The 24,890-nt window shown below is 57.9% G+C and carries 23 protein-coding genes and 4 pseudogenes; 9 read left to right on the top strand and 18 right to left on the bottom strand.

Features of this window, described 5'->3' with window-relative positions; translation table 11 throughout:
• Positions 1-240 precede the first annotated feature (240 nt).
• Positions 241-574, top strand: a pseudogene (locus tag CVV65_RS17540) (transposase); the annotation flags it as partial.
• A 646-nt stretch (positions 575-1,220) separates the two neighbouring features.
• Here CVV65_RS17540 and CVV65_RS16920 read toward each other — a convergent pair.
• Positions 1,221-1,430, bottom strand: a complete 210-nt coding sequence (locus tag CVV65_RS16920; RefSeq protein ID WP_269148835.1) for a nucleotidyltransferase family protein — start codon at positions 1,428-1,430, stop codon at positions 1,221-1,223.
• 584 nt (positions 1,431-2,014) lie between these two features.
• Between CVV65_RS16920 and CVV65_RS06060 the strand changes: the two genes are divergently transcribed.
• A complete protein-coding gene (locus CVV65_RS06060; protein WP_100667381.1) occupies positions 2,015-2,227 on the top strand; it encodes a hypothetical protein in 213 nt (70 codons plus the stop codon).
• A 210-nt stretch (positions 2,228-2,437) separates the two neighbouring features.
• Positions 2,438-2,875, top strand: a complete 438-nt coding sequence (locus CVV65_RS06055; protein ID WP_100667380.1) for a MaoC/PaaZ C-terminal domain-containing protein — start codon at positions 2,438-2,440, stop codon at positions 2,873-2,875.
• Positions 2,876-3,095: 220 nt separating this feature from the next.
• On the opposite strand, the gene CVV65_RS06050 is transcribed toward CVV65_RS06055, so the two are convergent.
• The 7 genes from CVV65_RS06050 to CVV65_RS06020 form a co-directional block, all read right to left on the bottom strand.
• A complete protein-coding gene (locus CVV65_RS06050) occupies positions 3,096-3,671 on the bottom strand; it encodes a group II intron maturase-specific domain-containing protein (protein WP_232796728.1) in 576 nt (191 codons plus the stop codon).
• A 7-nt stretch (positions 3,672-3,678) separates the two neighbouring features.
• Positions 3,679-4,545 (bottom strand): polysaccharide deacetylase family protein, encoded by an 867-nt coding sequence (locus CVV65_RS06045; protein WP_157935407.1) that lies wholly within the window; start codon positions 4,543-4,545, stop codon positions 3,679-3,681.
• Between the two features lie 75 nt (positions 4,546-4,620).
• Positions 4,621-5,391: an SDR family NAD(P)-dependent oxidoreductase gene (locus CVV65_RS06040; protein WP_198592143.1), complete on the bottom strand. Its 771-nt coding sequence runs from the start codon at positions 5,389-5,391 to the stop codon at positions 4,621-4,623.
• Between the two features lie 84 nt (positions 5,392-5,475).
• The gene (locus CVV65_RS06035) at positions 5,476-6,786 is read right to left on the bottom strand and encodes an MFS transporter (RefSeq protein ID WP_100667377.1); all 1,311 of its coding nucleotides are present in this window, start codon (positions 6,784-6,786) and stop codon (positions 5,476-5,478) included.
• Positions 6,787-6,872: 86 nt separating this feature from the next.
• Positions 6,873-7,442, bottom strand: coding sequence for a ketopantoate reductase family protein (locus tag CVV65_RS06030; RefSeq protein WP_157935406.1), 570 nt, complete (start codon positions 7,440-7,442; stop codon positions 6,873-6,875).
• Positions 7,439-9,205, bottom strand: coding sequence for a M28 family peptidase (locus tag CVV65_RS06025; RefSeq protein WP_407928392.1), 1,767 nt, complete (start codon positions 9,203-9,205; stop codon positions 7,439-7,441). The genes CVV65_RS06030 and CVV65_RS06025 overlap by 4 nt, the downstream gene beginning before the upstream one ends.
• 22 nt (positions 9,206-9,227) lie before the next feature.
• The gene (locus CVV65_RS06020) at positions 9,228-10,013 is read right to left on the bottom strand and encodes an SDR family NAD(P)-dependent oxidoreductase (protein WP_100667375.1); all 786 of its coding nucleotides are present in this window, start codon (positions 10,011-10,013) and stop codon (positions 9,228-9,230) included.
• A gap of 385 nt (positions 10,014-10,398) precedes the next feature.
• On the opposite strand from CVV65_RS06020, the gene CVV65_RS06015 reads away from it, so the two are divergent.
• Positions 10,399-11,523 carry a M20 family metallopeptidase gene (locus CVV65_RS06015; RefSeq protein ID WP_232796727.1) on the top strand — a complete coding sequence of 375 codons (1,125 nt, stop codon included), beginning with the start codon at positions 10,399-10,401 and terminating at the stop codon, positions 11,521-11,523.
• Between the two features lie 82 nt (positions 11,524-11,605).
• Here the strand turns inward: CVV65_RS06015 and CVV65_RS06010 are convergent, their stop codons facing one another.
• A complete protein-coding gene (locus CVV65_RS06010; RefSeq protein WP_232796726.1) occupies positions 11,606-13,441 on the bottom strand; it encodes a sigma-54 interaction domain-containing protein in 1,836 nt (611 codons plus the stop codon).
• A 314-nt stretch (positions 13,442-13,755) separates the two neighbouring features.
• On the bottom strand, positions 13,756-14,292 hold the full coding sequence (locus CVV65_RS06005) for an RNA polymerase sigma factor (RefSeq protein ID WP_157935405.1): 537 nt from the start codon (positions 14,290-14,292) through the stop codon (positions 13,756-13,758).
• Positions 14,293-14,785: 493 nt separating this feature from the next.
• Between CVV65_RS06005 and CVV65_RS16915 the strand changes: the two genes are divergently transcribed.
• From CVV65_RS16915 to CVV65_RS17140, 4 genes are all read left to right on the top strand, one after another.
• Entirely contained in the window at positions 14,786-15,052 is a 267-nt protein-coding gene (locus CVV65_RS16915; protein ID WP_198592142.1) for a hypothetical protein, read from the top strand.
• Positions 15,042-15,314, top strand: coding sequence for a type II toxin-antitoxin system RelE/ParE family toxin (locus CVV65_RS16910; RefSeq protein WP_198592141.1), 273 nt, complete (start codon positions 15,042-15,044; stop codon positions 15,312-15,314). The genes CVV65_RS16915 and CVV65_RS16910 overlap by 11 nt, the downstream gene beginning before the upstream one ends.
• A gap of 18 nt (positions 15,315-15,332) precedes the next feature.
• Entirely contained in the window at positions 15,333-15,554 is a 222-nt protein-coding gene (locus CVV65_RS05990; RefSeq protein WP_100667372.1) for a type II toxin-antitoxin system HicB family antitoxin, read from the top strand.
• A gap of 99 nt (positions 15,555-15,653) precedes the next feature.
• Complete coding sequence (locus tag CVV65_RS17140; protein WP_232796725.1) at positions 15,654-15,788, top strand: type II toxin-antitoxin system HicA family toxin; 135 nt, start codon at positions 15,654-15,656, stop codon at positions 15,786-15,788.
• A 50-nt stretch (positions 15,789-15,838) separates the two neighbouring features.
• Here the strand turns inward: CVV65_RS17140 and CVV65_RS17135 are convergent, their stop codons facing one another.
• The 4 genes from CVV65_RS17135 to CVV65_RS05970 all read right to left on the bottom strand — a co-directional run bounded on the left by CVV65_RS17135 (position 15,839) and on the right by CVV65_RS05970 (position 18,631).
• Positions 15,839-16,297, bottom strand: a complete 459-nt coding sequence (locus CVV65_RS17135) for a zinc-binding dehydrogenase (protein ID WP_269148841.1) — start codon at positions 16,295-16,297, stop codon at positions 15,839-15,841.
• 204 nt (positions 16,298-16,501) lie between these two features.
• A complete protein-coding gene (locus CVV65_RS17130; protein ID WP_232796723.1) occupies positions 16,502-16,738 on the bottom strand; it encodes an alcohol dehydrogenase catalytic domain-containing protein in 237 nt (78 codons plus the stop codon).
• 105 nt (positions 16,739-16,843) lie between these two features.
• Complete coding sequence (locus tag CVV65_RS05975; protein ID WP_198592190.1) at positions 16,844-17,827, bottom strand: aldo/keto reductase; 984 nt, start codon at positions 17,825-17,827, stop codon at positions 16,844-16,846.
• A 57-nt stretch (positions 17,828-17,884) separates the two neighbouring features.
• Complete coding sequence (locus CVV65_RS05970) at positions 17,885-18,631, bottom strand: SDR family oxidoreductase (protein ID WP_100667370.1); 747 nt, start codon at positions 18,629-18,631, stop codon at positions 17,885-17,887.
• 586 nt (positions 18,632-19,217) lie between these two features.
• Here CVV65_RS05970 and CVV65_RS05960 point away from each other — a divergent pair.
• Positions 19,218-19,361: pseudogene (locus CVV65_RS05960) on the top strand (MerR family DNA-binding transcriptional regulator); the annotation flags it as partial.
• 481 nt (positions 19,362-19,842) lie between these two features.
• Here CVV65_RS05960 and CVV65_RS17125 read toward each other — a convergent pair.
• The 4 genes and pseudogenes from CVV65_RS17125 to CVV65_RS05930 all read right to left on the bottom strand — a co-directional run.
• Positions 19,843-20,530: pseudogene (locus CVV65_RS17125) on the bottom strand (IS3 family transposase); the annotation flags it as partial.
• A gap of 56 nt (positions 20,531-20,586) precedes the next feature.
• Positions 20,587-21,719 (bottom strand): annotated as a pseudogene (locus tag CVV65_RS05940) (IS256 family transposase).
• Between the two features lie 521 nt (positions 21,720-22,240).
• Positions 22,241-23,023: a citryl-CoA lyase gene (locus tag CVV65_RS05935; RefSeq protein ID WP_100667366.1), complete on the bottom strand. Its 783-nt coding sequence runs from the start codon at positions 23,021-23,023 to the stop codon at positions 22,241-22,243.
• A gap of 729 nt (positions 23,024-23,752) precedes the next feature.
• Positions 23,753-24,535: an IclR family transcriptional regulator gene (locus CVV65_RS05930; RefSeq protein WP_232796722.1), complete on the bottom strand. Its 783-nt coding sequence runs from the start codon at positions 24,533-24,535 to the stop codon at positions 23,753-23,755.
• Between the last annotated feature and the right edge of the window lie 355 nt (positions 24,536-24,890).

Genomic DNA, 24,890 nt, shown 5'->3' with positions numbered 1-24,890 from the left:
AAATTTGAAGGTGGCGGTCTCCTGAGCCCGTTTGGTATAACGGGATTGGGAACAACAAAGAAAGGAGAGCGCCACCTACAAGATCAAGAGTACACCAGATTGTCCTGAAAGACCAGAAGCAATTTTCCAGACTCGATGCTTCCGAGCATTTGGCCATTCAGCTATCCCCGTTGGATTGTGATGGAATCGACCAAAGAAGGGCTGATGGCTTTGGCGGTGCAAACGGGACTTCGAGTCATTCAGAAACAGAGAGACTGGGGCAAGCGGCAACTGCGGGAGGCCTGGCGTCAGGATACCGAGAAAGAGGGGGCTGGCGGCCCTGCGGCGATTGGCGGCGCAGCTTGAGAAGGCGCATCCAGGGGCTGCAACCAGCATGCGGGAAAGAATGGAAGAGACCGTGACCGTGATCCGAGTGGGTATTCCGGAACTGTTGCGGGGGACAATGCGTTCGACGAATGCGATTGAATCGGCACATGAATAGGTGCGCATGGGGAGTCGGTACGTGAAGCGCAGGCAGAATGGGGAACAGGTGCTGCGTTGGGCTGCCGCTGGTTTTCTCGAGGCGGAATTGAAGAAAAAAGCCGCCACGAAAATCTACGAGGAGCGGGACAACCCCGTCGCACAATTCCAGCCGATGGTATAACACATATCTGGCCCATTCTGCCCCACGCTCTTGAAAGCACCCGACGCCTTGGAAAGTGCTTTCGGATCTACTCGCAACGCCAAAACGGCCCCCATACCAGCAAACAAATCAGTCCATTGCGAATCGTTTGGTCCGCCGCTTCTTTGATTGTTCCATGATGCAGCCTGCTCGGAATGGCAAACAAACGAATCATCCCTCTCTCTCCAACAGAGAGCGAGTTATACCCCTATCGGTTAAGATTTTTTTGCGTCGGTTGAAATGGCATCTATTCGCCAAAATACGGATATTAAGGGAACTCGCTCCGCCGGGCCTTGCACCAGAGCCTCTGACGAGGTGGGAGCTCGTCAGAAGCCAGGCATTAAAACATCAATGCCTACGACCAACCCGACGATGCTCAGGACCACCGAGAGGAACGCCAGTACAACCATGACCAGGCGATATTCACGAGGTTCGATAGCTTAGCCTCCTTTCGGGAAACTTCCCGGCGGAGGCGAGCGTTTTTCTAATCCACCATCACCATTCTACCATACATCGCCCTTTTCCTGATAATCGGGAGAGGGCGATTGTTTTTGCCTCTTCACAAATCCACCGCCTCGCCCATCACGACAGCCCGAATCTCCGGGCGCAAGGAATCCTCGGCCACCACATGCGCCGGACATCCGAGCAAGTCCCCAAGGTCCTCCTGAAGGCCCGCCAAATCAAATAATGACACGTCCTTCTCGAACCGTACCAAAAAATCCACGCCGCTGAACTCGTCCACCTCGCCCCGGACCACCGAGCCGAACACCCGGACGTCCGCGGCGATATTGCCGCGCTATAGCGAGAACTTCCGGTTTCAGTTCACGCAGCCGTTCCAGAGTCACCTTGCGGTGCGGCAAGCCATCGTCCGCCACGTCATCCCCCGCCATCAAGGCTTCGCAAAACCGCTTCACCTTAAGCAAGTCCTTTATAGGCAACCGGTCCACAAGCGCATGTAACTCAGCCCGAGCTGTCTGCATTGGTTAGCACCTCCCAAGCAGTTGTGTAAGCATTCTGCTGACTTACGCTCGCCCAACAGCACTTTGGAGCGTCGCGGGATTTTCAAATTGATTCAATTTGCAAAACGGTGTATCATTCCATTCACAGGTGGTCCCATGCGCAAAATTCAACGAGCTATCCAGTTCGATCCCGACGTTCTCGTCTTTGACGCGGAATTCATCAGCGCAAAATTCGCGATCCCGCACGAGCCTTGAAGCGCGACTCTTGGGACTATTTTAGTCCCGAGTGGAAGAGAGGGATCATGGACAAATGGAAACGGGAAATCAAAACCTTTCATGAACAAATCTGGATTTGCCAGATGGAAATCCAACGCCGACAGCGAAAGAAGCCAGATTGATCTTCCAGCAGTGGATCTCCAATCTGCTGGAAGAAGCCCGGCACCACCGCGACGTGGCCAGGCGGCATCCCGAGGACAAGTTCGAGTCTGGAATCGCGTTCGCGTACTACGACATCCTAACCAGGTCGAAAAACGCTGCCATCAGACTGGACTTCGATCCGAAGGCCGTGGGTCTTGAAATCGACTTGGACCGCGAGTTTTTGCCCTGACGAGGCTCAGGATTGCACGCGCCTCCCACCCGGAAAGCGGTCGTTTTTGTCAAGTGTCGGTACAGTAATCGCTTCACAGGATAGCCGTCGGTACAATCGTCACTCCAATGTCGGTGAGAAAAACACCGCCAAATGAGCTCAGCGCCTACACCACAGCCGTCAAAATAGAGATGCTTCATTCTTGTAATTGGAGGGAGGAACTGCGAACTTATGTATTTTGAGGAGTTTTTCGTTGGCCAGCACTTCAAGCTAAATCCCATCATCTTAACCTCACAGGAAATCTACGAATTCGCTCATCGCTATGACCCGCAGCCCATACATATTGATCCTGAGTTTGCGAAAAATGGGATTTTCAAAGGGATCATCGCCTCCGGATTTCACACGTTGAGTATGGTTTGGAGTGAGTGGATCCGAACCAATCGATTCGGAACAGAAATCATCGGCGGTACCGGGCTGGACTTTGTACAGTGGACAGCGCCAGTTCGACCAGGCGATACGTTATACGCGGACGTTGAAGTAACCGAGACATTACCTTCATCCAAAGGAAATGGAGGATTGGTTGCCCTTAAATTTACTGTTACGAATCAAAAGGATGAAACTGTTCTTGTGACGCAGGGACGAGTCTATCTTAAGCGCAAGGGTGATTAACAGGTGATCACCCGAAAAGGTCTTTGACCACTTGGGCATTCATTGCCTGGCGCAGTATCCACAACGCCCTTCCCCTGACGTCCTTGGCGGTTCCCTACTCGATCGCTACACAAGCGATGCTCCGGGTATAATGGCCCCAAGAAACTGGACATCGAGTAGGAGGGGGCGGCCAGCCCCCGTCCTCTCACACCGCCGAACTTGCGGGTCCGCATCCGGAGGTTCACCAAGCTTGACGGAGCCTTCGGTAACGTTCGGTTAAACTCATCAAGCCTTGGGCCTGCCGGTAGGCGTTGCCCAGGGCCCTGTTTATCGGCCCGTGTGCCATTGCCATGGCCCTTTGCGGGCGTTGGCGAATGGGTGCACCACCCACTCCGGCAATCCCAGTGCGCAGTTCACGATATCGCGTCCGTACCCGGTTCCACTGTTTCCAGAGACACATCCGCAGCCTCCGCCGTATCCATCCTTCGATTTCTTCGAAGGTGCTCGGCGTTTCCGCCAGGGCAAAGTACCCCATCCAGCCGCCCAGATACGTGTTCAGCCGTCGGATTCGTTCCTCCATGGCGATCGGTGTGTTCCTCGCCGTGAGGGCTCGTATGAGGTTCTTGTTCATCGGGCCGAGGGTTTGCCTCCAGCTTCCTTCGCATGCCACCTCGCGATGGACACTCTTGCTCTTAGCTAACGGTGTGTCGCCAAGCCCCGTTCGGGACTTCCACCATAGAGACACCGCCCATGCCGGGCGTACCAATAAACCGGGCACCCGCCTGAGATGCCCGGTCAATTCTTCCAGGGACGTCACGTTTTCCTCAAAACTCCAGTGGCTCCGGCGCCGGCGACTGGCGAACCGGAAGTTCCTGCTGGGCGAGCCTCTCCAGCGCCCAGTCCGTGACCCTGTCGAGTGTGGTCCACCACACGCCGGGGTACTGACGGATGTGCCGGATGAGCCGCTCCACGACAGCCATGTACGCCCAGCGGCCGCTGATGAACGGGTGGAGTGTCAGAACGTAGCACCCACCAGAGGCGTAGTAGCCGTCGAATTCAGTGCTCCAGAGGCGAAACACCGCGTCAGGATCGGCAATGGCCTTGTCCCGGTTGGCGCGGGAGTGGTTCCAGTGCTCGGCGTCATCGAGCAGCCAGTGGATGGGGATCTCGATGAGCTGCCCGGCGGGCGTCTCAAGCGCATAGGGTTTCTCGTCGTCCATAAGACTGGAGTCGGACAGGACGCCGTGGCGCACGAGAAGTTCGGGGGTCCAGCGGTTGAGTTCCCACGACGGGGCGCGGAAGATACGGGGTACGGAGCCGGTGAGCTCGCGAAAGATCTGCTGCGAGTGAACGAGGATTTCCTCCTCTTGCTCTAGCGTCAGCACTTCCAGACTGTGATGCAGGTGGCCATGCAGACCGAGAGCATGCCCGTCCTTCTGGACCGCCTCGACGACGTCGGGGTGAAGCTTGGCGGTGTAAGTCGGGATGTAGAACGTGCCGGGGATGTCGTATTTGCGAAGTAGGTCAAGCACCTTCCAGATGCCCACCTGCGGACCGTACAGTCTCTGGTGCAGTTCGCTCAGCTGATTGGGGGCCCGGTCCGGAAACCGGACGTATTGCGCGGACTCCCCGTCCACATCCCAACTCAGGCAAACCGCCACGCGTGCTCCGTTGGGCCATGGTGCTGACATCTTTCTCATCCTCCTCGAGTTTTTGGGGTTGGGGCCTGACCGCAGCGAAGCCCTTCAAACTTTAGCACATCGCGCTCAAGCGTGCGCCTCCGGCAACTCGAACTCTCCCGCCGCGCTGCCACCGTCGACGACGAGGGTGGCGCCGGTGATGTAGGCGGCGTGATCAGAACACAGGTACAGGACGGCCGCACCCACGTCATCAGCGTTCGACGGGCGGCCAAGCGGGATCCGGCGCAACATCGTTGCGATATATTCGTCGGACAGCGCGTTCACCTCGCTACCCGGCGCAAGGCCGGGGCTCACCGCGTTGACACGGATGCCCAGCGGTGCGAGCTCGAGGGCAAAAGCCCGCGTCAACATCGCCAGTCCTGCCTTGGAGACTGCGTAAGGGCCGCCGCCTGGCCGAGGGCGGTGCGCGGATTTGGAGACGATGTTCACGAAACATCCAGTCACCTGCCGCGCTTGCATCAGGCGCGCAAAGGCTTGCGTAAGGAGAAACGGCGCGGTCAGGTTGACGGCCATCACCTCCGACCACTCCGCTGCGTCCACATCGAGCAGCCGCCGGCTCGGGTAGATGCCGGCGTTGTTGATCACGATGTCCGGCGCGCCCCACTGCCTCTCCACCGCGTCCACCAGTGCACCGATGGAGTCGGCGGACCGCAGGTCCGTCACGTGGTGCAGGGCAATGGCAGGGCCGATGTGCGGGTCGGCATGGAGAGCCGCTAGCGCGTCGGACCTCACGTCCGTCACGCAGAGGTGTGCCCGTTGCCGCGCAAAGGCCGTACATATCCACTTGCCAATAACGCCCGCCGCCCCCGTCACCACCACCTTCTTCGACTTAAACAATCTGTCCACCTCCTGAATGCACACCGCAGGGCGGCGGCGCGTCGGCAGCGCGGTGCACCGCCGCCCTTCACAACCACTTCGGATTCAGTTCAGCTCCTCACGGTAACGATCCTTGAGACCGAGCAACACGAGGAACGTGATGACGGCGCAAATGACCACGTACCAAGTCGGAGACAGCTTGTTGCCCGAAACTGAGATCAGGTAGGTCGCGATGAACGGCGCCGTGCCGCCGAAAAGCGCCACACCGATGTTGTAGCCGACGGACAGGGAGCTGTTGCGCACCCGCGTTGGGAAGATCTCCGCCAGCGCGGCCGGACCGGGAGCAGCGAAGAACGACTCGAATAGCGCGAGGATCAACTGCGGCAGAAGGATCATGAAGAAGCTGCCGCGGTTGATGAGCAGGAACATCGGATACGACAGGATGGCGAATCCCGCACACGAGAGCAGAAGCAGCGGCTTACGCCCAATTTTGTCGGACAGGGCACCGACGAAAGGAATGAGCAGGATGAAGAACGTTAGGATGATAACGTTCGACAGCATCGCGGCCCCGAACGACATGTGAACGACCGTCTTGACGTACGTCGGCAGATAGGTGAACGTGATGTAATAAGACACGGTCCAGGAGATGGTGAAACCGATGGCCTGCAGGACCTGCAGCGGGTGCTTGGTCACCATTTCCTTCAGCGGCTGTTTGGCGACGTTCTCCATCTGCTCCGCCTGGATGAACTTCGGCGTATCCTCCATCTTCATCCGCAGGTACAGACCCACCAAACCGAGCACGATGCCAATGAGGAACGCCACGCGCCACCCCCACGACTCCAGTGCAGTCGCCGGCAAGGAGAGGATGAGCAACGTGGACACGAGCGATCCCGACAACAACCCCGCCCCGGTGCTAAATTGCTGCCAACTGCCGTAAAATCCGCGGCGGTTGCGCGGCGCGTACTCGACCAGGAACGACGTCGAACTTCCCCACTCGGCGCCAGCCGAGAAGCCCTGGATCAGGCGCGCGATAACGAGCAGAATGGGTGCAGCCACGCCAATCTGTTCATAGGTCGGGATGACGCCAATCACGAACGTGCCGATGGCCATGAGGATGACGGCGAGGGCCAGCGCCTTGCGGCGACCCACGCGGTCACCGTACGGCCCGAACACCAGCGAACCCAGCGGCCGCATCACGAAGCCGAGCGCGAACACCAAAAACGTTGAAAGAAGCGACGCGACAGGGTCCTGGGATGGGAAAAAATGTTTGGAAATCACTGACGCGAAAAATCCGTAGATGGACCAGTCGTACCATTCCATGACGTTGCCGATGGAGCCGGCGATGATGGCCTTGCGCACCGCTCTCCCCTGCTGCAACGGGACATCTCCCGCGTTTACGCCCAGCACGGTTGACATCTTTCAGCCTGCCTCCTTCGTGTATCGTTTGAGTTCCTCCAAGTTGATCAAGGACAGTGGCCGCTGACCGGTTTCTGCCGCGCGGATCATATCGAGCAGCCGTTCAACCGCATCTCGTGTCGAGCCGGCGACCTTCCTGAATCACCGGCCCCAGATGCCACGGGACTTCCGTCTTCCCCCCGCGGACCGTCAAGCTCGCCGATGAAAAGGCTCCCCATGCCGCCGTATTCCACCACGCCCGGTTCGAAGCAATCCGCAAACAGGTTGACGAACGCGCCCACCGTGCGCTCCGGCTCGACGTAACGGGCGATGACGTCCTCGCACAGGCCGTTTTGCAGCAAGACCACGCAGGCCGTCTCCGGTAGACGATGGGAGAACGGGGCCACCGCATCCTCCGTATGCTGCGCCTTCACCGCGAGCAGCACCGCGTCCACGTCGTCCAGCGGCGTGGCCTCCGCCGCGAACGCGTCACTGGAGAGCGCATCCACGGGGATGTTAAACGTCTCCGACGCAGTACGGATGGAGAGACCCTGCTCCCGCAGCGCCCGCACGTGATCCGGATCCTTATCCACAAACAGCACCCGGTGTTCGGCCCGGGACAGATAGCCGCCGATCACGCCGCCAATCGCACCTGCACCCACCACGAGGAAGTTCATTCGCTCGCTCCCTCCTCCTGCCGCCGCGCATTCGTCAGTACGTCGGACCATTCGTCCGCCAGGCGGATGGCCTCCTTGAGCGTGTGGCATACCTCGTTCGAGCGACGGCGCAGCGCCGTTTGCAGCGCCCTGTGGCGGAGCGTGCCCGGCGCTTCGGCCGCCAGCCGATCGATGTCCGCCAGCTTCGGCAAGGGCGACTGAGACAGGGCGAGGTCATGATCAAACGGGCTGCCCTTCACGTAGTTGAGCGGCACAAGCAGGCGGCACATCCGCATGATCAGGCGGTTGCAGGTTTCGCGCGCGGCGGGGTCTTGCAGGTCCGGCATCTGTGCATCGATAGCCCGCAGCCGCTGTGTCAATTCGCGCGCACGGCGGATAGCTTCCGACAAATCCAGGTGTTCCCCGGCGCGGCTCTGCCAGCGCATCAGCGCGGACTCGACATCCAACGCCGCCTTTGAGCAGGTGATGGGCAGCAACGGATCGGTCAAAAAGCGCCAGATCACCAGCAGATAGATCTGCGTATCGCGCACGAGCAGATCCGGGTCAATCTTGTCCAGGGTGTCTTCCGTCGTGTGCCACCACCAACCGAAACCGCCCGTGTTGCCGCCGCCGAAGAGTTGAGCGAAGGCGCGCGCGGCGGGATCATCGGAGGCTGGTTGCTCCGACAGGCCCATGAACAGCGAGGGGACGCCGGGACCCCAGAACGACTGATCGCCGGATCGACCGTAGCGGGTGCCAACGAAGGACTGACCGGTGAGCGCCTCGATAACCTCGGCCGCCAGCGGCTTCGTTTCGGCCATCGCGTTTGCCTCGCTCAGCACGGTGGCGCCACGGCCGCCCACGGAATCGACGTTGATGTGTACCATGCAGTGCTCATGCAGCTCCTCCCAATGCGTATCGCAGTACCACGCGGATCCCGCATAACGGCCGTGGGAGTGCCCGGACCAGAAGGCGAGCCGAAGTGATCTGCGCAACTCGTACCGATGCGCCGCAACCACCCGCGCAACCTCCACCATGAGTGCGTTAGCGCTGGCGTTGTCCATCGCCCCGTAGTGCCACGAGTCGATATGGCCACTGAACAGGACAAAGTCCTCCGGCGTCTCGCGGCCGTTAATTTCCGCGGTGAGCACGGGGATGGGCCGAATGCCCGTGTCCACAACGGTCGTCATGACGCATTCCGCCGTACCGCCGCGCATCAGCTCGCGAATCCGCTCTCCCCCGTGCCGCGTCACCGATACCACCGGAATCGTCGGCAGTCTGTCCAGCGTCTCCGGCGTGGGATGGCCCCAGACGGGCGAGACAATCATCTCGTACGTCAAGTCCCCATTGACAAACACCATGCCCGCTGCGCCGCATTCCATCGCACGCACCACGAGGCCCGGCACCGCCAACCCGTCGGTCAACCCGACGCGCCCGGCAAGGATGTCTGCGGACCAGCGGTCGGGCGGCAACGGGGCGAGATCGACCAGGGATGCCTGAAGGTCCTGCACCGACGCGCTCATCGAGTGCGTGATACAGTCCACGGCTTCCCCGTTCACCTCGAGCGACGCGCGGATCGGCAGGCTGATGTACGCATCCGTTGACATCCGCTTCGTCGTAAAGCCCAGCCGCTCCAATTCGGCTTGCACCTCATCGAAGGCCCTGGCCTCCTCCGCTGATCCGGACAGCCGCACCTCGCGGACCAAACGCCGGTTCCACTCGACGAGCCGGACCCGGTCAACGGCGGCGATGAGCTCACGCTCTGATTTGTCGATAGATCTCACCGGCATCGCCTCCTTTGAAGCCTCAGATTCTGTCCAACACGCTCTGCATCTGCAGTTGAAAGGACGGGAACGTCTGGCCCGCGGTGTAACCCCCGTCGACAAACAGCGCCTGGCCCGTCACGTAGCCGCAGACCGCGTCGTCCGCCAGCATCCGTACCACATTCGCGATCTCGCCCGGCTCCGCCGCCCGCTGCATCGGTACCTTGGCGACCTTTTCCACATGCTCCTGCGTGAGCACGGGCGTGACGAGGCTGGCGAGTAGCGTGTCGGTCTCGACGAGGCCCGGACATACGGCGTTGACACGAATCCCGTACGGTGCCCACTCGAGCGCAAGCACTCGCGTGAGCATCACCAATCCGGCCTTGGACGCCGCGTAGTGCGCCACGCCGGGGCGCGCCGTGTGAGCCGCGGTGGAGGCGATGTTCACGATGGACCCCGTGATATTCGCCTGGATCATTCGCCCGGCCAGCTCACGGCAGAGGAGAAACGGCACCTTCAGGTTCAGGTCCAGCACCGCATCCCAGGCGCTCTCATCTATCACGAGGGCGGGGCTCGACGGATAGATGCCGGCACAGTTGACGAGGATGTGAACGGGCCCTTGCTGCCACAGGTCCTCCACCAAATGAGGAAGACGGTCAGTCTGATAGAGATCGAAGGCCACATCCGTGATATCAGATTCGGCTTCCTCCTGGACGCGCCTGTCCACGCTCGTCACGTCAGCACCCGCTGCCGCGAACGTTCGCGCGATGGCCCGCCCGATACCGCCATTGCCCCCGGTCACCAGCACGCGCTTGCCTTCGAGTGCCATTGCATCTTCACCCCCTTGAGTGTCTGTCACATGCGCGGCTCCAATTGCACGCCGGTATCCTGATCACGCTAGCAAGAGAAATGCCAAAGAGCCACGTTGCTGCGAAAAATAGAAATGGAGCGGTTTGTGGCTGGCAGACGTTCTGTCGAAGCTACCCACCGCACAGCTGTGTGGAGGATCACGGCTGAGCTCCAAACTTTAGGTTTCATTTTGGGTTTTCTTTTGGGTTGATTCAGGCGATTAGGAACGTCTCCAGCCGCCGACCCGTCATCATCAGTACGGTCATCCTTGGTGACCGCGGCGTCATGAGGGCATCACACAATGGTTGGCACTCTTCTTGCTAGCCATTCTCTGCGTGGAGTCCAATGCGAGGAGTGGTCATAGGGTGTCCGACATCCATGAATACCTGCAATCCCAGCAGCAACGGATGATATCTTGCATCGAAGCGCTCGTCCGTGCGGAGTCCCCCACTTATGATAAGCAGCGCGTCGATGCGTGCGGCAAGGTCCTGGCCGAACAGTTCCGGGAGCACCTCGGCATTACACCGGAGGTGTACCGGCAGGATCAGGTTGGCAATCACATGAAATTCATTTTTGGCAAAGGTGAGGAGCAGGTGCTCATCGTGGGCCATTTCGATACTGTGTGGGAACCGGGGCGGCTGGCTTACCGTGTGGAAGAGAACAGGATCTACGGACCCGGCATCCTCGACATGAAGGCCGGACTGGTGCAGGCTCTGTGGGCCGCAAAAGCCCTGCGTGAGCTGGGGCTGCCGGTGAACAAGCGGATCGTCTTCCTCTGCAATTCGGACGAGGAGGTCGGCAGCATCACGTCACGCGCGCTCATCGAAGAGGAGGCGAAAAGGAGCAAGGCGGTGTTTGTCGTGGAGGCCGCCCAGGCGGTGACCGGTGCATTGAAGACCGCGCGCAAAGGTGTATCCATCTACAAAGTCCGCGTCCGCGGACGCGCTGCACACGCGGGCAATCACCACGAGGATGGCATCAGCGCTGTACGCGAGCTGGCGCGGTTGGTGGAGTATTTGGAGAGTCTGACGGATTACGATCGCGGTACCACGGTCAACGTCGGCGTCGTGCACGGCGGCACCCGCAGCAACGTGGTTCCCGAGGGGGCCGAGGCCGACGTGGACGTCCGCACCGTGACGTGGGATGAAGCGGACAGAATCCATCGCATCATGGAAGACCTAAAGCCGAGCCGCCCTGGCCTGAGCGTCACCGTCAGCGGAGGAATCAACCGCCCGCCGATGGAACGCACGGAAAAAACCGGGCAACTGTTCCGTCTGGCTCAGGACATCGCTCGCGAACTCGGTTTGCCGCTGCAGGAGGCGATGGTCGGCGGAGGCAGTGACGGTAACTTCACCGCCGCGGTCGGCGCGCCGACACTCGACGGTCTCGGCGCCGTGGGGGACGGGCCGCATGCCGAACACGAGCACATCCTCATCCCCTATATCACGCAGCGCGCGGCCCTGCTTGCGCATCTGCTCGAACGCGTTTGACTTTCCCACACGTCACCGGAGGGCGCGCTCCATCCGCGCTCTCCGACTTGCCCCGGGCCAAACCGGTTTGCCCTGTCGCGGCTCACCCCGTGTGACCTCGGCGCAGAACTTCCAGCACCTTCACACCCTTTTCCGTTAAGGCGGAGCCCTGCCGGCGGGTGCCCGTCCGGATGAGACCCAGGTTTCGCAACACCTCCATGCGGTGCCGAACTTGCGACTCACTCAGATGGACGGGGTATCCCTGAATGAAAGACGCGACAAAGCTACGTCCAACGGACTTCATACCGATCTCGCTCGCCCGCGACAGCGCTTCGAGGACGGCGGTGAACTGATCCAAGTCCCCGGATGTCCGCAGTGCGTCCACCATATCGTCTTCATCGTCAACATCGTCCGCCACATGTTCACGGAACTGCGGCGGCAAATCCTCTTCCCCGATCTCGCTGGCCTCGCACACGGTTACCATGTATTGGACCACGGACTCCAGCTCCCGAACGTTGCCCGGCCAGTCATAGTGCTGAAGACGACACATGACCGCGTCCGCCACGCGAATGCGGCGTCCACCGTAACGGATCAGGAAATGCTCCACGAGCAGCGGGATGTCCTCGCGCCGCTCGCGCAGCGGCGGAATGTATACCGGAAGTACGAACAGGCGGTAATACAGGTCCTCACGGAATTTGCCTTCGCGGATCAGTTGTTTGAGGTCCCGGTTCGTCGCGGCCACAATCCGGACATCCACCGGGATCATCCGGTCTCCACCGATGCGCATTACCTGCCGCTCCTGCAGCACGCGCAACAACAACGCCTGGATGCTGAACGGTGCATCGCCAATCTCGTCCAAAAACAACGTGCCGTTGTGCGCCAATTCGAACAACCCCGGCTTCCCGCCGCGGCGCGCGCCGGTGAACGCGCCCTCTTCGTAGCCGAACAGCTCGCTCTCAGCCAGTGTGGCAGGCAGCCCTGCGAAATTCACCGGCAAAAACGGTCCTTCTCTGCGCGCCGACAACTGGTGGATGGTATGCGCGATGAGTTCCTTGCCCGTCCCGCTCTCCCCCAAAATCAGGACCGTCCTGTCGGTACGCGCTATCTTCTCCACCACCTCCAGCACCTTGACCATCGACGGGCTGTGCGCCACGATGTGTTGCGTGGAGTAACGCGGCAACAATCCCTTGCTCTGTACCTTCCGGCGGAAATCCTGCTCCAGCTTCTGCAGGCGAGTCACATCCTGGAACGCGAGCACGGACCCGATATCCCCTTCACTTACATCCGTCCGGCTGATTACAAGAAACGACTCGTGGAAGGCGTAGATGTTCTCCTCCGACCTGATGTCGGTCAGCTCCGGGAAGGACGGCACCACATCCCATAAGCGGCGTCCGACAAGCGACTCCGTCCCCGGGTCCAACCCCAGAATGCGGTGCGCCGCGCGGTTCGCCTGTACGACTCTGCCGTCCTCCGCAAGCGCCACCAGACCCTCGTGGACCGTTTGGAAGATGGCATCCATCTGCCGGTTCAACATCCGCTCCACGCGAAGGGACTCCGACAGGTGAAGAGAAAGCTGAACAATCTGGCGAATATACGTCGACGAATAAAGCTGTGAGTTGCGGAACGGAATATCCAGGCGAAACGCGATCTCTAGCAGCGTGGTATAGTCGATGGGACGCAGCCCGATGTCCACCACCCTGTCGACGGTCGGCGGAACATATGCTCGACCTGTGGCCGCCACCAAGGCCACTTCAATCCCGTCTGACATCGGTGCGCCCGGATCATACGGATAGAGCCGTAAGTCCAGCCCCAAGTTCTCAAGGGATGCCACGGTCTCCAATGCCGTGTCGTAGCTGTTGTTTACCACCAGGCAACGCGTCCCCGGCGGTAGTTGCACGAGATTTGTCACCTTTGTCAGGTCCACCGTTCTTCGCGCCACGATAGTGCGTTCCTCCGGGAGGCCGTGTTCCCTCAGTGCCTCCCGATACGAACAGAGTGCAAGGTCAGCCTCCACACGAACACCAAGTTCCGCCGCATCGAGTAGTTCGATTGCATCGGAAAACATGTCATGCAACTGGCGGCAAAAAAGCTCATATACCTCGTGGCTTCGGGTCACGAGCAAAAGACAGGGTCTCGGCATGGGCCGGATCAGCTCCTTGTTTGAGAGGAACCTCTGGATGCAGAACTAACAATCCGCACCGCTCGCACCACCGTCGTCATTTTCGTTTCGGCAGTACATATTCTATAATGGACCTAAGAAAATGGACAACAAAGAAGGGAAGGCCGAGACTTCCGAAGTTGTTTCAGTACTCTGTGAATTCTGGACTTCACCGTACCCACGGGCATGCCCGTGATATCGGATATGTCCTGGATGGTGAAATCCTCCCCGTAACGCATCGCGAGCAGGTGTCTGTCCATCTCGGGCAGTGTAGCCAGCAATCCCTCAATGTCCAGCCTGTCATCAATCCGTTCGTAAGATTGGTCCATTTCAAGCACCGGCGTGTCATGTTCCAAACCACTCTCCCGGTTGGATCTCACTCGTTTCTGGTGATTGAGGAACACATTCCAAAGAATCTTGAAGAACCAGGCGTGCGAGCTCTCCGCGATCCTCGTCCTTGATTGCCAAGTCCGCAGGAACGCCTCCTGGACCACATCTTCGGCCATTTGGCGATTGCGCGTCCAACGAAACGCAAGACGCAGTGCGCGCGGCCCCACCTCCTCCGCAAAACGCGTGAGACTATCCTCATCTTCAATCGCGGCATTCTGCGATCTGTTGGCGTGCCGTTTCACCGCCCGCCCCCCTTCGTACTGTTCTATAATCATAAGACCACCGGCAAGCTGAAACGGTTGCACACCGATTCCTGTTCAGGCCCAACAGTGTCAAGGGCAGACAGGCCTCCTTCACCACGAACCCGTCCCTTTGCCGGATTGTTCGTTTATAATAAGCCAAATAATGGTAATAGTTTTAATACTATTTGTGGAATCATCCCTACACCCAAGTCATTTTGGGGTCTCGCCCAGTCACCGGTGGAACACTCCTTCCACTTCCGCATGAAGCATGGGCGTCATGAACAAGGCTTCGTAGTGGCGTCCGTTCACCTTGTACCACACCCGGACATCCATGGCCCGTCGTTCGGCCTCGATGATGGTGACGCCCTGGCTTTGCAGTTCCTGGCTTCACGGCCTTCATCTGGCGGGCCAGTTCCGCCTGCAAATATTCGAGTTGCAGCCGCCCGTGGTACAATATCCTTGCCACCAACCAATCGGAAGGAGCGAACTGCCAATGGCCGTCACCAAGGAAGAACTCCACAGGCTGGTCGACCAAATCACGGACCCCGAAGACCTGGAAATCGCCTACGAAGCGCTGCGGGCCGTCGTCGAAAGCGACCGGGACCAGTCGTGGTTCTGGACCGAATACTGGCAGGCAGGGGAACGGGAGGCCGACGAAGACAAGGCATCCGGGCGGATCAGCGGGCCGTTCGATACTGCCGATGAAGCTATGCGGCACCTTGACCGGGTGGCCGCCAAGGGCGACAGCGATGAAGATTGAGACCACCCGTCGGTTTGACCGGCAATACGCGAAACTTGTCCGGGCCAATCCTGACATCCGTCCCGCTGTCCTTAAGACCCTCACGCTTTTGGAACGCTTCCCACCCGCCCATCCCTCGCTGCGGTTCAAGCGGGTGCGCGGAACAGACGGCCTCTACGAGTGCTCCGTGAACATGGACATCAGGATAACGCTTGAATTCGTCGGAAACGACACCTTCCTGCTCCGCAACATCGACCATCACGACCCGGCTTTTCGACGCTAACCGAAAGGAGGAACCCACATGCCCCGCCGACGCCTCACCGCCGCCGTCACCAAAGAGGGCAAATGGTACGTGGCCCGCTGCCTCGAAGTGGAAGTGACCAGCCAGGGCGAGACCCTTGAAGAAGCTCTTGCCAACCTCCGTGAGGCCCTGGAACTCTATTTCGAGAACACGCCAACCACCGACCTGCCGGACACCGGCCCGATCATCGCACCCGTGGACATTGAGGTGAAGCAGGCTTGAGCCCGCGCCTGCCAATCGTGTCCGGGGCGGAATCCGTCACGGCGCTGGGCCGCGCCGGATTTATGAAGATTTATGAAAGTGAGCCAAAAGGGAAGCCGCGTGAAAGTCCGGCGCAAGGACGGCAGGCAGGCCATCGTTCCGTTGCATGACGAGCTGGCTCCGGAAACTCTGCGGTCGATACTCAGGCAGGCCGGGATCTCCGTGGAAGAGTTCCTGAGATTGTTGGAGAACTGAATCACACTCCTTCCAAGATTCTCACTTTATGCTGGAGGAGAGAGAAATCCTTACACCAGGTCAATCAAGTCAGGCAGATAACGCCGTACCGGAGCCGGCCCTCCGTGCAGGTGCACCTGGCTAAAGAACACTTCCTGCCCGTTGAGCTCCACCCCGTGCGGCACGCCGACGAAACTCGTGTAGCCACCCGAGCGCGTACTGTGCACCGCCTGCATCATCGATTCCTGCGTACCGACACACTCGAGCACAGAATCCGCACCGACACCATGCGTCAACTCCTTCACACGAGCCACTCCTTCGTCACCACGTTCAGGAATGATGTCGGTTGCGCCAAATTCCCGAGCCAAGTTCTGGCGGACCGGGTTGCGGCTCATCACGATGATCCGCTCCGCCCCCATTTCCTTGGCCGCGATCACGCCGCACAACCCAACCGCGCCGTCGCCCACGACTACAACCGTGGAGCCGGGCTTTACGCTGGCCGTGTCCGCAGCAACCCATCCGGTCCCCATCACGTCAGACAGTGTCAACAGACTGGGAATCAGATCCTCGGGTGGGTATTCTGGTGCCGGAACGAGCGTACCATCCGCCAGAGGTACACGCAACCGTCTGGCCTGCGCACCGCCAACCGGCTCCCTGTGCTGACACGAGGACGGGTACCCATGGTGGCAGATGACGCATGTGTTGTCGGAGGCAAAGAACGAGCCGATGACGAACTAGCCCGGTTTGACCAACTTGACTTCGCTGCCGACCTCTTCGACCACGCCACAGTACTCATGGCCCATCGGAGTCGGCCGTGTGACCGAGCTGATCCCCCGATACGGCCACAAGTCGGAACCACAAACGCAAGTCGCGACAATGCGAAGGATGGCATCTGTCGGTTTCTGGATGATTGGATCTGGCAAGTCTTCAAACCGTACATCCCCGGGAGCGTACATGACCGTACCTTTCACGCTACAACTTCCCCTTTCACTCGGATAACCTCAACGTTCATCCCGCCGCGTTTGCGCAAACGCACGGTGATGACCCTGCCCCAACCGGACAGGGCCATCTTTTGGTCAACGGTCGATCTGGCGCATCAAGTGTTCCGGATAACGGGGCCCAGACACCTTGTCCGGTGCCAGTGCCTGGTCCAAAACCGCCGTTTCATCCGCACTGAGGGTGATGTGCACCGCCCCAACATTCTCCTCCAGGTACTTGCGGCGCTTGGTGCCAGGGATGGGCACTATGTCCTCCCCCTTATGCAACAGCCACGCCAAGGCGATTTGCCCCGGAGTCGCTCCCTTTTGCGCCGCCAGCTCCCGGACGACCGCGGCCGCCCGCATGTTGGCGTCAAAATTCTCTCCTTGGAAGCGCGGGTCACCCCGGCGAAAGTCGCCTTCCGGGTACTCTTCAGCCCGTTTGGCTGTTCCGGTCAAAAATCCCCGCCCCAGCGGGCTGAAGGGCACCAGGCCGATGCCGAGTTCACGCAACAGCGGGATGATGCGCGGCTCCAGGTTCCGCTCCCAGAGGGAATACTCGCTCTGAAGCGCCGAGATGGGGTGGACGGCGTGCGCGCGCCGAATTGTGTTTTCCCCCGCCTCCGACAGGCCGAGGTAGCGCACCTTACCTTCACGCACCAGGTCAGCCATGGTGCCGACAACCTCCTCAATCGGTACATCGGGATCGACCCGATGCTGATACAGGAGGTCGATGTAATCCGTGCCCAACCTGCGCAGAGACGCATCAACGACTTCCCGAATGTGTTCGGGCCGGCTGTTCAACCCCACATTCTTGCCGTTCTCAATGCGAAAACCAAATTTCGTGGCAATCACCACTTGGTCGCGGCGTCCCTTCAAGGCACGCCCCAACAACTCCTCGTTGTGGAAAGGGCCGTAGACCTCTGCAGTGTCAAAGAACGTAACACCCAGTTCAATTGCGCGGTGAATCGTCGCCATGGACTCCACGTCGTCCGGCACACCATAGGACTGGCTCATGCCCATGCAACCAAGCCCAATCGCCGATACTTCGAGCCCTTGACGACCCAATTTTCTCTTTGGCAGCATGCTTTTCTCTCCTCCCATTGGGCATTCCATCCGTGCTTCCTAGGCCCGGACGAATTACAGCTCCTGGCGCGTCGGACGGAACAGGATCTCGTTGACGTCCACCTCTTCCGGCTCATTGATGGCATAGGCGACCGCCCGCGCGAACGAATCAGCGGGGATGGCGTACGTAGCGTAAAACTGGTGCATCTCGGCGGACACGTCCGGTTCCGTGATGCTGTCCGGCAGCTCCGTGTCGACCGCACCCGGAGAAATCACCGTCGTCCGGATGTTGTACGGTTTGACCTCCTGGCGCAACCCTTCCGTCAGGGCGCGCACGGCGTGCTTGGTCGCCGCGTAAACCACGCCTCCGGCGCGGACCTTGTGCCCCGCCACGGAGGAGACGTTGATGATGTGCCCGGACTTCTGCACCTTCATATAGGGAAGTGCCGCCGCGATGCCGTACAGCACCCCCTTGATGTTCACGTCGATGGTCCGGTTCCAATCCTCGATTTTCAGGCGCTCCAGCGGCGAATGAGGCATCAGCCCAGCGTTGTTGATCATCACGTCGATCCGCTGGTACGCCTCCACCGCGGAGTCGACCAGGTGCTTCACGTCCTCGTACCGCGTGACATCCGTTTTCACCGCGAGGGCCTGTCCACCCTGTGCCTTCAAATCATCGACCAGCGCCCGAAGGCGTGCCTCACGCCGTGCCCCCAACACCACGATGGCCCCCTGGGCCGACAGATGGCGCGCGGTGGCTTCGCCCAGCCCGCTGCTGGCGCCCGTGATGACGACGACCTTTCCATGGATTCGATTCTCCATGCAAAACACTCCCTTCCGACGTTGTTGACCACCTAAACCTCGCCTATCGTCTATACCTGCCAATCCATCGATGCAAGACGAACGCCACCAACAACGCTGCGGTCCCCGCTACTGCACCCATCCAACCGATGGCCATTATGGTCGAGCCATTGACCACCACGCCTCCGGCTGCTGCACCAGTGGCAAAACCGAACTGCACAAAGGAAATGTTCAAACTCAGGGCAATGCCGGACGCCTCAGGTGCAAGTGACAACAGGTTATAGTTCTGCACCGGCCCAAACGACCATGAACAAGATGTAGGCGCGCGCATACACCGGGTCACCGACGACGACTGACCAGATCCAGGTCGGGGCGCCTCAGGTAACTCCTTCCTCGCAAAAGGGTGAAATATGCAAGTCATCCGCCTCGGCGATTTTACGCAGCTCATCCTCAGACCAAGTGCTCATGTATCGACTCCTGATTTTCGCCCCGTTGATATCCGCTCGAGGCAGGGTTTACAAGTTCAAGTGGCTTGAACTACAACGAGCGTACAACATTCGAGTAACACGAAGTCAAGCTGGCGATCAAAATCTTGAGGTGTTGTACGATGTACACTGTGAAAGAAGTCGCTAGACTGCTTGGTCTGACGGAACATACCGTTCGCTTCTATACCGATAAGGGACTGGTCCCAAATGTACAGCGTGACAGCCATAATAACCGTCTTTTCGATAACCAGTCCTTAGATTGGCTGACGGCGTAAAATATTTGAAATAATGTGTAATGTCAGTAAAGAAGGCGGGTCGTCAATCTTTTGTTCCAGCCACTTGTAGAACCGCTTTCCCTCTTGCGCTCCCCATTTTGAAAGCTTCCATCCCGTCCGCCTCCCCACTTCGAAACCTTCACGCATTCTCCGCCGACCCCCGGGCGGTGTCGCGGATGAGTACATACCCGGCTCCGGCGGCGTTCCCTTCGCGCAGTTCGTCACCCATACGCCGGAGGGTTACGGTGGTCCCAGTTGTCAAGACAAAATTTCCGGCGTTGCTAAGCTATATCCTCGACTCTCCACCGACCCGTTCCCTCGTTGTTGGAGGAGCAGGAGGGGTGAATGGCCAAAGGCCAGAGGGGAGGAGCAAAGCGGCTTCCCCTTGTCTTTAAGCACTCTCCTTTCCACAATATGTATGTTCGGTAGAGACTTGAGGACGTATAGGGTCTTCTGGCCTCATTCCCTTCAGGTAAATCTCGGCAGGTGTGTGGTACCCCAGCGATTGGTGTGGCCGCTCATGATTGTAATGGTGAATGAACGTTCTGATGGACTCCCTCGCCTCCCTGGGGTTGGCGTACTCTTTCGTGTACACCTCTTCGTACTTGAGCGTCCGCCAGAACCGCTCGGTGAAGATGTTATCCACAGCCTGTTCCGGCCGTCCATGCTGATTTGCACACCCGCCTCTTTCAGCAATTTCATGTACTGTGGACTGGTGAAATGACTTCCTTGGTCGCTGTTCCAGATCTCCGGTTTCCCCTGTTCGAGAGCCGATTGAGCGGCGGCTAGGACAAACTGAATGTCCATGGTCTGTCCAGTCGCCAGCTCACAATGTACCGAGAATGCCAATCGATTACAGCCATTAGGTACATCCAGCCTTTTTTGAGCCGAATATAGGTGATATCAATCCCCCATACATGGTTGTTGTGACTGGCCCGAACGTTGCGCAGCAAGTACGGATAGACTTGATGCTGAACATTCCGTTTGCTGAGGTTCGGCCAGGGCATACTCCTGCAATTTCCATCTCTCGCATGCAGCGTTGTACACGTTTACGATTGACATCCCCCCTCACGGCGTAGTACGGCAGTCATCCGTCGAGACCCATACGCCGGGTGATCTGTGTATATCTCGTCGATCCGGTGCTTGAGGCGCACCTCCTCCCGCTTAGAGGTTGTCCCGGTCGTCGTGGATTTTCGTGACGGCCTTTTTCTTCGATTTACGCGGTGATGGATTTGTTTTCCTGCTGTGGTTGAGGATGTACACATTTGTGTAATGCATCAAGGAGCAGAGGGATTTGGCGAAATCCCTTGACGGTCCTGAACTTTTTCTCCGCCTCCAAAAATCCTGCAGCCGCCCAGCGCAGAACCTGTTCCCCATTCTGCCAGCGCTTGACGTTCCGACTCACCATCCCACCTTCTCATTGGCTGATTCGATCGCATTCGTCGAGCGCAGAGTTCCCCGAAGCAGTTCCGGAACTCCCAGCCGGATCACGGTCACGGTCTCTTCCATCCCCTCGCGCAAACTGGCTGCTGCTCCTGGATACGCCTTCTCAAGTTGTGCCGCCAAGCGCCGCAGGGCCGCCAGTGCCTCTTTTTCGGTCTCCTGGCGCCAGGCCTCCCGCAATTGCCTCTTGACCCAATCTCGCTGTTTCTCCGGCAGATGCTCCAGGACATTGCGCTCCTTGTGCACCTGACACCGCTGAACCAATGCCGTCTCTCCAAACACGTCCCGTACTGCGGCACGCAAAGCCTTACTCCCGTCGATGACGACCAGGATCCCATCATCGGGTTTCAGTCCCCGGTCCACAAGATCGGTCAGCAGTCCTTTACACACTGTCGCATTCTCTGTCGCTCCCTCCCAGACGCCCAGGATCTGCTTCTGTCCCCCTACGTCAATCCCTAATGCCGCCACTACGGTGTGGTCCGCCATGACGATCCCGTCAATAACTAGCGCCACGTACCGGCGGTCGTCCAGGCGCCGCTGCATGAGTTTTTCGAGCAGCTTCTTCGTGGCGGCAATGAAACGCCGGCTAACGGCGCTCTTGCTCGTGCCGGAGGTTTCCACCTCGTTTCCGACCGGCTCAAGACCAAACGCATAGTTTCGGGTCGACAAGCCATGAATCATCCGCTCCAACGCGGCCTGGGTCAGCAGCGTTGGATCCTGAAAAGCCTGGTAGGTCTCCAGCGGGATTTCATGACCGTCGACGCTGCGTACCCGAACTTTTTCCACAGCCACCTTCCGGCCCCCAAGCATCACGGAGCCCTTTTCCTTTCCGTGTCGCACAGCCTTGCGCTTTGGATTGTGTTTCCCTTTGGGGCCCACCAAAGCTTCGACTTCCTCTCGCATCATGAGTTGAATCACTCGAAGCCCGGTTTGAACCGCCAAGGCCATGAGTCCCTCTTTCGCGCTCTCCATCACGTCCAGTAGCGACAGTTGGAGGGTGAACTGCTGAGAAGGATCTAGTGTCGAAAAAAGGCTCTGGTCATTTCTCACAATTTGATGTACCCTTGATTTCATAGGTGGCGTTCTCCTTTCTTCGTTGTGCCCAATCCCGTTATACCAAACGGGTTTAGGAGACCGCCACCTTCAAATTTCCACGAAACCTGGGACAACGCCGCGACCCTGTCGCTTGTTCAGTTTCCTGGGACCACATGCTAACCACCACTGATGCAACTGGGGAATTTTCGATTGATCTTTTCGAGGAAATTTATTTCGGTCTTGACACCATGCCGGGCACACGAAAAACGGCCGACGAGAATCTCCTCTTGTCGGCCTTAACTGATCCTACAATGTATTCACGCAGGTCATTCTACCCATGTTTGGACAGGCAATCCCGTTAGCATTCGGGCATTATGGCATATCGATAACAGTTAAAGATCGGGTCTAAGATGACGCGTCGCCTCTGCTTCAGTACGAAACCATATCTCGCGAGCAATCGGTTGACCCATTTCTTCACGAATATGTCCAATCAACCCTACGGACCGAGCAATAACACCCAGCCCACGACAGACATTCCACGGTATCGCCATCTCGCTAGCAATAGCCCCAATCGCGCCAGTTACATTAACCGGCAACGTCTTTGAATAGTGCTCAGACGCAACACGCGACACAAGCCACATCAGCTGAACGTATCTTCCTGAAAACCCACAATCTGTAGCAATCTCTAATAATCGTTCAGCACGAGGATCAATCGGTTTATGAATAGGATGACCAATTCCGGGTATCTTTTGGTTTGCCTGTCGATGCCGCGCCACAATCTCTTTCGCAATAGTATCAAGAGGTTCTTCCGAAGGGACTCCCTCTAGCGCCTCCTGTAACATCCGGGCTGAACCCTCCACTGTGCCAACAAACACCGTACCAAGCCCCAAAATACCAGCCGCGATAGCAGCCTGAAATGACTCAGGAGCTCCTAAATAGGTAAGGCGCGTTACTAAGGCGCTGGGAGTCAAGCCATGTTCAACAAAACTAACCAAAAGTGCATTTAACATAACGGACTCATCCGAGGTCGGCAATCGATCAAAAATTTCAATAAACGCCATATCTCCTAGGTTTATTTGTCCTAAAAGATCTTTCGCGAGGTCGAAACCTTTGACAACTACGCGGTCTGCAGTACTCCAGGCAATATCTGATCGCAACTCCTTTGAGGTACTCATGATACGTTTCTGCCATTTCTCCTTTCGTTAGTCATTTCATACGTGACTCTCTGTCCTAGTCGCAGATTTATCGCACACTTTGCCCTTTGATATGAACGAGGCTTGTCAACTTCCTAGTCCCGTAGGTTTTTATTTTGCGAGGAAGAGCCTTGGCCCGAAAACCTGTATATAGACCACGGCCAGCAGGCTGATATGCGTAAGATTGGCACCGGATTAACTCCTATAGATTGGACACACGCTCCCGATATTGCGCGATGTCGCATTCATGCTACGGCCTTTGCCCTCGTCTATAAATTGCGATCGGTCGTCGGGCTGTAAGGGCCGCTGACGCTGGACCTTTGGTCCCTTCCTTGACAACTGCTCCTCCCTCTGGCAGAGGGGGAGCCGGATTTGCTTGCCGACAAGTAAACCGCGAAATAGCGCAGCGGTACGATGATATTCTGCGCAAGTCTTGATGGAATCAAAGTCCCATAACCATAGACAGAAAGTCATCTGGCCAAATGGGTAAATTCCGTTAACGGGACACCATCCTAAGTCCCCCCACCGAATTTCACACCCTCATCACACCTCGAAATTCCTCTCCAAGGCAGGAAAGGCCCTTCACACTATCAAAGGCTCCTTCGTCCTGCCTTTCGCTAACCTTTTCTTCATGTGGCAAGGCGATGAAACAGAGGGACCTCCGATGGAACGTGCGGAGATCGAACTTCGCGGACATGGGCTCATTTCGATTCAGGGTAACCTTTCTGCTCTTTCCGTAAGTTCCTCTACTTCTGGAAAATAACCTCCCATTTCACGAGTCACCCGCATCGCGATTTCCTTCAGTCGTTCTCCACATTCGTTCATCTTATCTGTCGGAAACTGATCCGCGATTCCGATGCAGGCAATAGCCAGCAACACCCGGCCCGAGGAATCAAAAACCGGTGCTGCCACCCCGTTGATCCCTTTGACCTGTTCCTGGTAACTCAAGGCGTATCCCTGACGTCGGATTTGATCCAATTCCGATATGAACACTTCTCCATAACGCTCTGCAGCAACATCCCGTAACTCCTTGTCGTCCATATAAGCACAGAAACATTTTCCGAAAGATCCGCGATCGATAGGAAACTGTTGCCCCAGGGACACGGTGACGTGTACATTGCTGATACTGTCTTCTTTGACCACATAAGTCAACCGGTCTTTGCGGATCCTCTGAGCGGCCACCGTCGTCAAACCTGTCTTCCTGGCAACCTCGGTGACTGCGAACTTGGTTATCTCCAGATAATCTAAGGACTCTGCTGCCCGCGCACCAAGCACCACGAGATAGGGTCCAAGATTATATCGACGAGTCCGCTCGTCATAATGAACTAACCCTTGGGCGACCAACGTCTTCAACAGACGTAGGCACGTGGTTCGCGGGGTTTGCAGCAGTTTGCATATTTCCCCGAAGGTCTTGTTCCTGTGTTGCATCCGGCTGAGCAGATGCAGGAGTCGACAGGCTTGGTCTACCGATGGAATAATATATTTTTCGTCCAAGATTTAACCCTCCTGTATCTTCCCCCTAGGTTGACTGTCTATATAGCACTTCGCAACCACACCAATGCCTTTGGCCGCAATCAGTCGACCACCTCGGGAAGCATCTACACCATCCAAAATAATCGTTTTGGGAATCAGACATTTATAAATTTTATTCTAGACAAACCGGAAAAGATACTAAGATGCATAGCAACCACAATGATAAATATACTGATCCCACATGTGCGTTTTTTAAGTTGCTATTATTTTTATATACAATTATATTCACTATAGATCTTCCTAGAGTGAACAAGTTCCTATCCAGGTCATAATCCGGACATAGTTCATTAAATACTGACTAACCTGTCCGATTCCT

This window comes from Kyrpidia spormannii (assembly GCF_002804065.1).
In the GTDB taxonomy this organism is placed as follows: domain Bacteria; phylum Bacillota; class Bacilli; order Kyrpidiales; family Kyrpidiaceae; genus Kyrpidia; species Kyrpidia spormannii.
The sequence above is the reverse complement of the archived record's forward strand: the minus strand, read 5'-3'. Positions and strand labels throughout refer to the sequence as shown.

Coding starts and splice junctions, on each gene's coding strand:
- CVV65_RS06055 (WP_100667380.1), top strand. CDS start 2,438: ATGTATTTTGAGGAGTTTTTCGTTGGCCAGCACTTCAAGCTAAATCCC.
- CVV65_RS06045 (WP_157935407.1), bottom strand. CDS start 4,545: ATGTCAGCACCATGGCCCAACGGAGCACGCGTGGCGGTTTGCCTGAGT.
- CVV65_RS06035 (WP_100667377.1), bottom strand. CDS start 6,786: ATGTCAACCGTGCTGGGCGTAAACGCGGGAGATGTCCCGTTGCAGCAG.
- CVV65_RS06030 (WP_157935406.1), bottom strand. CDS start 7,442: ATGAACTTCCTCGTGGTGGGTGCAGGTGCGATTGGCGGCGTGATCGGC.
- CVV65_RS06020 (WP_100667375.1), bottom strand. CDS start 10,013: ATGGCACTCGAAGGCAAGCGCGTGCTGGTGACCGGGGGCAATGGCGGT.
- CVV65_RS16915 (WP_198592142.1), top strand. CDS start 14,786: ATGGCCGTCACCAAGGAAGAACTCCACAGGCTGGTCGACCAAATCACG.
- CVV65_RS16910 (WP_198592141.1), top strand. CDS start 15,042: ATGAAGATTGAGACCACCCGTCGGTTTGACCGGCAATACGCGAAACTT.
- CVV65_RS05990 (WP_100667372.1), top strand. CDS start 15,333: ATGCCCCGCCGACGCCTCACCGCCGCCGTCACCAAAGAGGGCAAATGG.
- CVV65_RS17135 (WP_269148841.1), bottom strand. CDS start 16,297: ATGGGGACCGGATGGGTTGCTGCGGACACGGCCAGCGTAAAGCCCGGC.
- CVV65_RS05970 (WP_100667370.1), bottom strand. CDS start 18,631: ATGGAGAATCGAATCCATGGAAAGGTCGTCGTCATCACGGGCGCCAGC.
- CVV65_RS05935 (WP_100667366.1), bottom strand. CDS start 23,023: ATGAGTACCTCAAAGGAGTTGCGATCAGATATTGCCTGGAGTACTGCA.